Raw genomic sequence first — 11,443 nt, forward strand, 5'->3', positions numbered from 1 at the left:
AAGAAATGGACTTCTCGATGACCACATCAGACTCGAAAACTGAAGCACCATCTCGCTCATTGAGGGGTAAGAGCGCCATTTCGTGGATACTCGGGCTACCGCCCGCATACTATGTGCTCGCAATCCTGGTTGCGGTTGCTCCAGCAGTGAGCGCCACGCTCATAAATCCCAACTACTGGTTTGTAATCCTCAAGCAGTCAGCGCCGCTCGGGATCGCGGTGCTCGCCCAGTCGCTTGTCATGCGGGTGCGATCCATCGATCTCTCTGTCAGCGGTATTTTCGCGTTCGCGATTTATCTGGCCAGCTCGGGCCAGCTCAACAACTATCCACCGCTAATGACCGTCCTCATGCCTGTTGTGATTGGGCTAGCTGTGGGGGGTGTAAACGGAATACTCGTAGCATACGTGCGCGCTTCTGCCGTTATCTCCACACTAAGTGTTTCGGCCATTCTGATTGGGATCGTCCAATACATGAGCGCCGGCCGCGCGCCCGGTTCAACGCCAAGCTGGCTTCGAATACTTACGAGCGGCAATATCCACGGCCTTTCCTATTCCGTGGTCCTGTGGATCGTCATCGCCGCCCTGATTTCTATCGCATTTCGCTTTCTCATCGTCGGGCGTTACTTCAGGGCCGTCGGCGACAATCCGAGGGCGGCGGAAACTACAGGAATTCCGTTGGCACGTACGATTTTTGTCTCGCACACGCTCGCGGGCGCCCTGACAGGCATCGCGGCCCTGGTCCAGGTATCCGCGTTGGCGGTCGGCACCATCAAGCCAGGCTTCGACACCTTCATGAATGCTCTCGCCGCCACGATCCTCGGCGGTGTGACGTTCGGCGTCGACCGGGGCGGCGTCGCCGGGCCGTTCGTTGCCGTCGTTGCCTTCAGCTTCCTGTTCGCGATGCTGACCGTCTTCGGCATCCAGGAGCCGGGCAAGCTTATCGTCCAGGGCGTGATCATTGCATTTGCCGCAATCATCTACGGTGCGCGCGCGGGTCGCGTCTAGTCCGTCGGGCCGATCAAGTCATTCCCGTAGCAATTGCGGGAGAACGCAGGAGAATATAATGGTGAAAATCACTGCGGCTGTCGCCGTGAAGCCAAAGAGCCCGCTGGAATTCCGTGAACTCGAACTGGCTGACCCCGAAGGCAACGAGATCCTGGTTCGCACGGTTGCGAGCGGGATCTGCCACACGGACTTGCTGCTTCGCGACGGTATTTTTGGCCCGCCGGCACCGGTGATCCCGGGGCACGAAGGCGTCGGCGTCGTCGAGGCGGTCGGACCAGAAGTTCAGAGCCTCAAAGTGGGTGATCACGTCGCACTGAGCCAGAGCTCATGCGGATTCTGCGCCGACTGCCGCCGTTCTCACCCAATGAACTGCCAAAACTATACCCAGTACAATCTTACGGGGCTTCGTCCGAATGGTAAGAAGGCATTGCTCTGCGATGAAGTTGGCATTGGCAGCAATTTCGTGGGCCAGTCGTCCTTTGCGACGCATATCCTTGCGACTGAAAACAATGCAGCGCTTTTGCCGAAAACAGACCTCGACCTTACCGACGCTGCGCCACTCGGGTGCGGCATGGCAACGGGTGCAGGAACAGTGATAAACGCGATGAAGCCGGAAATAGGGTCGACGATAGCCGTTTTCGGCGCAGGTGCTGTCGGCATGGCCGCCGTGATGGCCGCCAAAGTTCGTCGGTGCAGCAAGATTATCATCATAGATCTGAATCAGCAGAGGCTAGACATGGCCATGGGGCTTGGTGCCACACATGCGATCAACGGCAAAGATCCCGACGTAGTCAACCAGATCCATGCGCTGACGGGCGGCGGTGCCGACTTCGCGATCGACGCAGTTGGCATCATTCCGGTTATTCTGAACTCGATCAAGTGCACCCGTGCCGGCGGGCACGTTGTCTTGCTCGGCCTCGACGCGCTCGGGAACGACATTCCCATCCCCCTCGATCTAATGGTGTTCAATCGCAAGATCCAGGGTGCGATCCTTGGTGATCAGATTCCACAGCTGTTCATTCCGCAGATGATGGATCTTAATCAGGCTGGGCTTTTCCCCTTCCAAAAATTGATCACCAAGTATCCCTTCGAGAAGATCAACGAAGCGATCGCGGACGCCGAAGCCGGGCGAGTGATCAAGCCGGTCGTCGTTTTCAATTAGGAGCCAGCGCAAATGACATCGAAGAAGTCAGAGGAACAGCACCTTGTCGTTGAATTCAAAACCACGTCCCAAAATCGAAATCGCGTAAAAGAACTCCTTCAGGAATTCATTGGACCCGCCCGCGAAGAGTCTGGTTGTCTCTACTACGACCTCTACCAGCGGTCGGACGATCCGAACACTTTCATCATCTTAGACGGCTGGCAGAATGAGGCGGCTGTCGTTGGCCATGGCGAACATCCTAATGTCAAGCGGGTGCTGGAGCCTCTTCTTCCACTGTTGGTGAGTCCACCGTCGATTAATGTAAATACCCGTATCAGCGACTGATCGGGCGCAATGGCCATTTCTACGAGGCGCGCGCCCCGAGCGCGCAGGTTTGAGGGAGACGAAATGGATACGCATCGAGTTGTCGTAGTCGGCGGTGGCTTTGCCGGACTCCAGTTAGCGAAGGACCTCAAGTGTCCCGACACTTCCATAACGATCGTCGACAGGCGCAACCATCACCTCTTTCAACCGCTCCTCTACCAAGTTGCCACGACTGTATTGGCAACCTCGGAGATAGCCTGGCCCATCAGAGCATTGTTCAGAGGACGAAAGGATGTATCGACGCTGCTGGGCGAGGTTGTTGGCGTTGATACCGAGGCACGCGTAGTATCGCTCAAGGATGGGAATGCTATTCCCTATGACACGCTCGTTCTCGCGACAGGTGCAAGGCACGCCTATTTTGGCCGGGACGAGTGGGAGCCGTTTGCGCCCGGGCTAAAGGCACTCGAAGACGCGACGACCATCCGGCGGCGGCTTCTTCTCGCGTTTGAGAAGGCCGAATTGGAGGCTGATCCCGAACGGCGGAAGGCAATGCTCACGTTCAGCATAATCGGAGCAGGCCCGACAGGCGTGGAGATGGCTGGGATTATAGCGCAACTGGCCCAACGAACCCTTGTTGAGGAGTTCCGTAGCATCGACACCAGATCGGCGCGCATCCTTCTCATCGAGGCAGGTCCACGTGTCCTACCCGTGTTCCCGGAAGCACTTTCGAGATATGCCGAGCAGTCGCTAATCAAGATGGGCGTCGAAGTGAGAACAGGCATTCCCGTGACGGCATGCAACGAGAACGGCATCGCGATCGGAGATGAGTTCGTTTCAAGCCGGACCGTCATCTGGGCTGCGGGGGTGCAAGCGTCGAACGCCGCCGCCTGGGTCGGTGCTGAAAAGGACAGGGCGGGTAGGGCGGTCGTGCAGCCAGATCTGACTGTTGGCGGTAAGCCCGAGATTTTTATTATTGGAGATACTGCCTCCGTGAAGGCCGCTGATGGAACACCCGTCCCCGGAGTGGCTCCCGCCGCCAAACAGCAAGGCAAATATGTCGCTTCGGTAATTGAAGCACGACGTCTGGGTACACCCACTCCAAGTGCGTTCAGATATAGGCATCTGGGAAACCTGGCTACCATCGGGCCGAATTCGGCTGTTATCGACTTTGGGAAGATCCGGCTCAAGGGCGGAATTGCATGGTGGATTTGGGGGCTTGCCCATATCTACTTCCTGATAGGTACGAGGAGCAGATTGGCAGTGGGACTAAGCTGGCTATGGATCTTTGTTTCCGGCCATCACTCCGCACGTTTGATCACGCAAAAAGAAACCTTAAAGGATGAGGTTTAGTCGCTAGCGCGAGCACGCCCGAGTCTGCTGGGCCGTGAATGGAGACCATCAAAGGCCAGACATTTGGGAATCGGTTGCGAAGCGATGGTTGGCAGCAGGTAACAATTCTGTCGGAGTTCCATATATAACAATGATTGATCTTCGCACTATCAACTTAGGCGACTTCGACTGCGTCGAATTCACGGCGAGGACTGGCCGCGACAAGTCAATTGCCCTGTCCGCCTGTCGTTAGCGATAGGCGGGCCTCATGCTTGAATACCGTTTCGGGAAGGAAGTGATGATGTGGAGAGTTGAGAGTGTCCCCCTCTAAGATTGACCATTTCTCGCTCAAAGGTACCTGCAGCGAGGAACTCGCGGCAGCGCTTTCGAGGCTTTCCCCGCAATCTGAAGCGCATGTACATGGCGATAAGACGATCGCCTACGATGTACATGCGATTACCAATGGTCCGATTGCAGTTATTGCCGCGCACTACGAGGGCGACCTAACCGTCCAGCACCGGGGACCGGCGGAGGCAAACATCATCATGCTTCCACTACATGGGCGATCGGTCGTTACCGTTGACGGCAGACAAATCCCGTCAGAGGGAACGCGGGGCGTTTTCGTGAACAGTATGTCGGCGAGTACGACCCAATTCATTGGGCCCAGGAAACATTTGGGGCTTAGGATCGCCCATGATGAGCTGACGCGCCGTTTGGGATGTCGGCTCAATACGCCAATAAGAGGCAGCCTCGATTTTTCGCCAGAAATCGACCTATCGGTCGGGTTCGGCTCCCTTTTGGTTCAACTGGTACCAGTGCTGTATGCTGGATTACGAGACGGAACCCTCCTTCAATCACCGATAGCACTTCATCACCTCACTGAAACGACGATGGAGCTTTTGATCGAAGCTGCGCAGCATCGCTACTCATCTGAGTTATGCCGCGTTGCTGAATCACCCTTACCCAAGGCCGTTAAGCGGGCGGTCGACTATATGCGTGCCAATATTACTCGGCCGCTATCTCTTGAGGAAATCGCAACGGCTTGTGGCGTAAGCCGACGCACTCTTCAAAGCGGTTTTCGCAACTTTCGGAATACGACCCCTCTGGCATTCCTGCAGCACCTACGGTTGGAATTAGTGCATCAGGAACTGATGACAGGCGAACCTGGCCTCTCGGTCACGCAGGTCGCTCTGAAATGGGGCTTCGTGCATAGAGGCAGATTTTCTGCGGACTATCGCAAGCGCTATGGGGTACTTCCCTCGGAAACATTGCGTATATCATAAGCAGATTGCGCCGACCGAGCTACGATCAGCCGGCACGCTCGACCGTCCTCAAGGCTTGCAGCAACAGCACTCTCCAGAAAAGCCGACTGCCTCGGCCCAAGATCTGTCTTGCAGATGATCCCCTGAACGCGACGATGTTCCGATCTGCGCAACGCAGTTCAAGACCACTACAGGGGTTAATCTTATAGTAATTATGCCGAGGTCATCTCACACATAGCGGTCAATGTCGCAATGTTCTGGACCGCGTCGCTAATGGAAGCCGGTGTAATTTATAGTCGTCTATGAGGAACATATGTCGAGACTGCCGCTATCTCTACTTTTAATGATTTTGGCAATTATCCCGTTGACGGCGTTCGTAATCATCGGAGTATCAACATCACTGGGATATTACCGAGAATACTCTACCTTCCGCAGCGCACAAACAACGCAGCGACTTGGGCGGGAAGGCGGATTCCTCGCCCAAGCTATAGCGGCGGAAGCGTTTGCAGGCGCCGACGTGCGTCGGGCAAAGCAAGCTGCATCGGACAGGGCTTTTACAGCGGTCTTTTCCGCTTACGACTCTTGGAAAAAGGCATTCGACGATCCGGCCATAGAACGGGCGGTACAGATCATTCGTGAAAGGCGGGACAATATCGATAGCTTCCGCCGGCGCGTCGATGACGGAACGGCTAGCGAGGCGGAGGGAGCTGTTGCTTTGCGCCCAGCTGCCCTTGCGGGCTTGGAGCTCGTCCGTCGCACTGGGGCGACTGTCAATGATTTGGATTTAGCACGCCAAATTACCGGTTTTCACGCGCTCATGCAGATCACGGAAGCTAGTTTGCTGGAGATCAGGCCCGGCCGAGCCTACGTCAAAAATTCAGCCATGTCCGTCGATCTATTTTCGTCCCTCTTACAGTCAAAAAATCTAAAGCAGCTTTATGTGCCTGCGATGCAGGAATTTCTCCCCGCCGATCTCGTCAAATCTTATGACGACTTCGAGGCCAGCGCCGCAGGCAAGTTCATCGCGGGCGTTCGCGATCAGATGTATGCAAACCAGCCGGGCGTTTCCTTCCCCCCCGAGACGTTGGATCGATGGAATGAAATCACCCAACAGCGGGCTGCTTTGTTGACCGCACTCATTATGCGCACCGGCGACGAGTTGGACGAGATGGCATTTCAGCGTTACGCCGATCTTCGCAATGCCTTTATCGGCTACTCCGGCGCCACGCTTCTGATCATGTCTACGGTACTCATTTTGTGCATTTCGGTCGTTCGGAGAATTTCAAGCTCCATTCGGACTCTGACAAGCCGAATGAAGGCACTCGCAGAAGGCGATACGTCGGCGCCGGTGCCCTTGACGATCCGACGCGACGAGATCGGGGACATGGCGCGTTGCCTTGAGTTTTTCCGCGGCGCGGCCATACAGAAAAGTAACCTGGAGACATCCGCGGAAGCTGAGCGCATTCGTTCTGACCAAGAGAAGCTGGATATTCAGGTAAGGGCGGAAAAAGAAGCAGAAGAGCGCCTCATCCGAGCGACGACGGCATTGGCAACCGGGTTGAAGCGGATGGCGGATGGAGACTTGATTTATGAAATTGAGGAGCCGTTAGCGCCACAGTTTGAAAGTTTGCGCAGGGATTTCAACGCTTCCATTCGTCAGCTCCGGGACGTGCTTGTTACCGTCGGCCATTCAGTCGAAACGGTCACGAATGGCAGCTCGGGCGTCTCGGCCGCATCTGAAAATCTTTCAAGACGCACGGAGCAGCAGGCGGCTTCGCTCGAGGAAACTGCAGCGGCGTTGGAGGAGATAACCGTCAACGTTGCATCGACCACGAAGAGGACGGCTGAGGCGCGCGGAGCCGTCCAACAGATGCGAGATCATGCGGAAATGTCCGGTCGGGTTGTACGCGATGCTATCGGCGCCATGAATCGCATTGAAAACTCCTCCAAGCAGATTTCCCAGATCATCAGCGTCATCGACGCGATCGCCTTCCAAACGAACCTCCTGGCGCTGAACGCCGGCGTCGAAGCAGCGCGTGCTGGCGACGCGGGAAAAGGCTTTGCGGTTGTTGCCCAGGAGGTCAGGGAGCTTGCACAGCGCTCAGCGACAGCGGCAAAAGAAATCAAGGATCTCATCGGCAATTCAGCTCTTGCCGTCGACGAAGGCGTAAGGCTCGTGAGTGAAACCGGATCGGGCCTGAGAACGATTGAAGAGCTTGTGCAGGATGTAAATCTTCATATGGACGCAATCGCAACGGCCTCCCAGGAACAATCGTCGGGCCTGCGCGAGATCAACGGCGCGGTTAACCATATGGACCATGCCACTCAAGAAAATGCGAGCATGGTCGCGGAGATGAATACTGCAGGATCGCACCTCGCTCAAGAGAGCCAAAGCCTAGCCGCACTGTTGAAACATTTCCACTTCAAAGACGAGAGCGGGAAGCCACAGAAGGTCACGGGCGAACTTGGGAAGAGCTTCCCGCCCGGTCAGACAATGGTTGACCGCGGAGACTATCCGATGCGCCGTGGTAACCTGGTGCTCGCGCCTTCGAATGATGATTGGCAAGCGTTCTAAATGATATGGGCGGCGTCGCCGACCACATGCAAATACACGTCTTTGATGATTCTGAATGAGAGCGATATCCCGGTGGGGTAGCGGCATGGTACTCCGCCAAATGACTTGTGCGGTCCTAACAAAATGCTGGCTTGACGCATGATTGCTCAGCCACGTGACAAAGCAGGACAGGCACATGAAACACGTACGTCAATCGGAACGCACATCCCGCCCCGAACAGCCTGTGGAAGTGCAGATGCCGACTGATGCTCAAATCGACCAGGGGCGTGGAGCCTTCCGCAACGCGGTCAATGCCAGCCCTCCGCTTGCCACGGGCACGGCCCCGCCATTTTCGGAAGCCTCCGTTGTCCGGCCATCGCACGGTCACGACGCAGATGTCGCAAGTCTGAAGCAACCGTTTGAGAAGGCTTTCCGGGCGAATCCGCGGCATCCTGCGACAAACATCGACTTGCCATTCAACGCCGAAGAGATGTCCAGTGCCGTCGTACTCGACGCGATCCCGTTACCCGTCTTCTTCAAAAACAGAGATGGGATACACCTTGGTTGCAACAGGGCCTTCGAAAGCTTCTCCGGCCGCTCAAAGGGAGATATTATCGGAAAAACCGTTTTCGATTTGGTGCCCGCACCCATAGCCGAGACGTATGCCGCGTTGGACGAGGCGCTTTTTGCAAATGGCGGTGTTCAGCAATATGAAGCAAAGGCCACCACCGAGAATGGTGGTGTCGTTGATCTTTTACTCAGCAAGACCGCAATCACTGATATCGCTGGTAACAGGATCGGCTTGGTTGGCGCGATGTTGGACATCACAGAGCGAAAACGTGCGGAGCATGATCTCAAAGAGGCTCTTGAATTCGCAGAGGGAATTATTGCCGCCATTCCTGACGTTCTGTTCGAGGTAAATGCCGACGGTCGCTACCTGCAGGTCTGGGCAAGGAATCAGGAGATCCTGGCGCAGCGAAAAGAAGTGCTGCTCGGCAAGCTTGTCCGCGATGTGCTCCCTCCAGATCAGGCCGACATCGCTATGCTGGCTCTTGAAGAAGCCGATGAAACCGGCGCCTCCTACGGTCGTTGTGTCCGTATAGCCCTACCAAACGGCGAATCCCGTTGGTTTGAACTGTCGGTCGCAAGGCGACCAAGCAGCAATCACTCAACCGTCACTTTTCTGGTGTTATCTCGCGATATTACCGAACGAAAGCACGCCGAGGGCACGACTATTGAAGCTCGGGCTCGCCTCCTAAGTGTCCTGCAGACCATTCCGGATATGGTATGGCTGAAAGACGTAACAGGCAAATATCTGTTGTGCAATCATGCCTTCGAAGAATTGGTCGGCAAGGCAGAAGCGGAAATCGTCGGGAAAACGGATTATGACCTGTTTACTCCCGAACTCGCCCAGTTTTTTCGTGACAAGGATGAGGAGGCCATGCAAGCCGGCCGTATTCTCATCAATGAGGAACGGTTTACCGCTCACGAGGACGGTCGATCAACGCTTTTGGAGACTCGTAAGGTTCCGGTATTCACGGGGGGAAAGCTGATGGGGATCCTCGGCGTCGCCCGCGATATCACCGAACTGGACACGTCCCGTAAGAAAATCCATCAGATGGCATTCTACGATTCTCTGACCGGCCTGCCTAACCGGACACTTTTCAATGAACGGCTACGCGAGATGATCGGGGACGCGGCTTCGGCGGGCCAGCGAGCCGGGGTGATGCTGATCGATATGGACCATTTCAAAGCGATCAATGACACTATGGGACATCCCGTCGGTGACGAGTTGCTGCGGCAGGTGGCGACACGCATGAAAAAAGGCGTCCGTGCCAGCGACACCGTGGCGAGACTCGGTGGAGATGAATTTGCAGTCTTGCTGCCCAATGTTCAGGACAATGACGATTTGGCTCAAATTGCCAGCAGAATGCTTGCCGCATTCGGCGAACGCTTCATGCTTTCCGACAGGGAGATCTTTGTATCCTGCAGCATCGGGATATCGGTATTTCCAAATGACGGCGACGCTCCCGACGATTTGGTGAAATATGCGGATTCTGCGATGTATTTGGCGAAGCGCTCGGGGCGTAGCAACTTCCGCTTCTACTCAAAGGATCTCACGATTGGGGCTGAAAAGCGCCTAGCGCTAGAATCAGACCTACGCCTAGCTTTGAAACATGAGCAACTTGAACTCCATTATCAGCCAAAGGTCCTATTGGACAACGGAAAGGTGATCGGTTCAGAAGCACTGCTACGATGGCATCATCCGAAGATGGGAATGATCCCTCCGGGAGAATTCATAGGTGTCGCCGAGGAAACGGGATTGATCATCGATCTTGGACGATGGGTGCTGCATGAGGCGTGTTGCACGGCTGCCGTCATGAATGCAGATGGACTGCCCCCGCACAAGATTGCGATAAATTTGTCTCCTAAGCAGTTTCAATGCCCGCGTTTGTCGCAAACGGTGGCGGACGTATTGCAGGAAACCGGTTGTCGTGCGGAGTGGATCGAGGTTGAAATAACTGAGAGTCTCCTGCTCCATAACTGCGAGGGCGTTTCGACGACACTCTCTCAATTGCATGCGAGCGGAATTTCCATAGCGATCGATGATTTCGGCACCGGCTACTCATCTCTGAGCTATTTGGCTAACTTTCCCATTGATACCCTCAAAATTGACCGGTCATTCATCAATCGATCCGACAAGCGAAGTAGAGAACTGGTCAAGGCAATTCTCTCAATTGCGCGCTGCCTAGGGCAAAATGTAGTCGCTGAGGGCGTGGAGACGGTCGATCAAGAAAAATTCTTGGCTGAAAGCGGCTGCGCTGTGGCACAGGGGTTCTACTATAGCAAGCCCATCCCGAAGTCCGAACTTCTCGCTGCAAACGCAGTGCTCGAGTTCTCTCGCGGTGATTCCCATCTTACGCCGATGCCCGCAGAGGAAGGGGTGGCACTCATGCGCTTGCCTCCCGCATCTGTTGGGACCCGAACCGCGTGAAGCCTACGGCTAACAGCGCGCAGGATCCACGCCACCTGCGGCGCTGTTTATACCGCACTCATCCAACGGAAGCCCAAACTACTCTGGGCGATTGGATAAAACGCGGACCAATAGGAACTACTTAAAACTTCAGGTGCTTTGATGTTCCGAAATATGCAGGCCCTGTACCGAATTGCGCGACGAAACATACGTTGACGTGTTTTCGCTTTCGATTGCCATTGCAAAGACTTGCCCAGTACAATCTACTATTCTGCGTCAATATCGTCAAAAGCATAACCGTGCAAAAGCTCATCCCATTTCCCCATCCGAATAGAAGTTCTGCGGATTTGAAAAGTTCAACTGCGAATTCGAATGGCTCCGGACATTTCGACATCATCCAATCGCTGAAATCGGAACTTCACGATTTGGCTAGTGCCGTAAATCAGTTGGAGGCGCTATGTGAGTCATACCGATCCCAAGCTGATACGTGCTCGCAACCTGACTGAACGACTGAGCGTCCGCGCTTGTCATCGTATTCCCTATGACCCTCTCTGGGCGTGGCGGCCAGTGGTTCGTTGAATCTTGCCAAACGTTCCCGGATCCCACCACTTCCCGAACACGGGAGCTTCAATTCGATCAACTCGAAACTTTCGGCCATTTGAACGGGTGGCGGAAAAAAACGCCAGCGATTGCGCCGTGATTTCGTAATGGTTCTGCCTATTTGCTGAGTAAGCCCACGGTGAAGGCCGTCTTGCGATAGAGGGCTTCTGACTGCCAGTCCTAGTGGTAACACTAGGAGTAGTCATATGACGAAGCATCCAATTGAGGTGATCACGTCTGTAGAGCGCCGTCGGC

Annotated in this window: 7 protein-coding genes; all 7 read left to right on the plus strand. The window is 55.2% G+C overall.

The features are described from left to right. Positions 1–5 precede the first annotated feature (5 nt). Entirely contained in the window at positions 6–1,004 is a 999-nt protein-coding gene (locus K6M89_RS27570) for an ABC transporter permease (protein ID WP_026188838.1), read from the plus strand. A gap of 58 nt (positions 1,005–1,062) precedes the next feature. Beyond that, positions 1,063–2,166, plus strand: a complete 1,104-nt coding sequence (locus tag K6M89_RS27575) for an NAD(P)-dependent alcohol dehydrogenase (protein WP_004671507.1) — start codon at positions 1,063–1,065, stop codon at positions 2,164–2,166. A gap of 12 nt (positions 2,167–2,178) precedes the next feature. Next, positions 2,179–2,490, plus strand: coding sequence for a putative quinol monooxygenase (locus K6M89_RS27580; RefSeq protein WP_004671505.1), 312 nt, complete (start codon positions 2,179–2,181; stop codon positions 2,488–2,490). Between the two features lie 63 nt (positions 2,491–2,553). Next, positions 2,554–3,819, plus strand: a complete 1,266-nt coding sequence (locus K6M89_RS27585; RefSeq protein WP_004671504.1) for an NAD(P)/FAD-dependent oxidoreductase — start codon at positions 2,554–2,556, stop codon at positions 3,817–3,819. Between the two features lie 296 nt (positions 3,820–4,115). Continuing rightward, positions 4,116–5,081, plus strand: coding sequence for a helix-turn-helix transcriptional regulator (locus K6M89_RS27590; protein WP_008534397.1), 966 nt, complete (start codon positions 4,116–4,118; stop codon positions 5,079–5,081). A 292-nt stretch (positions 5,082–5,373) separates the two neighbouring features. Further along, positions 5,374–7,635, plus strand: a complete 2,262-nt coding sequence (locus tag K6M89_RS27595) for a methyl-accepting chemotaxis protein (RefSeq protein WP_008534399.1) — start codon at positions 5,374–5,376, stop codon at positions 7,633–7,635. Positions 7,636–7,810: 175 nt separating this feature from the next. Next, positions 7,811–10,609, plus strand: coding sequence for a sensor domain-containing protein (locus K6M89_RS27600; RefSeq protein WP_004671498.1), 2,799 nt, complete (start codon positions 7,811–7,813; stop codon positions 10,607–10,609). Positions 10,610–11,443: the final 834 nt, after the last annotated feature.

Origin of the sequence: Rhizobium croatiense, from assembly GCF_019793465.1 — a bacterium.
Taxonomy (GTDB): domain Bacteria; phylum Pseudomonadota; class Alphaproteobacteria; order Rhizobiales; family Rhizobiaceae; genus Rhizobium; species Rhizobium croatiense.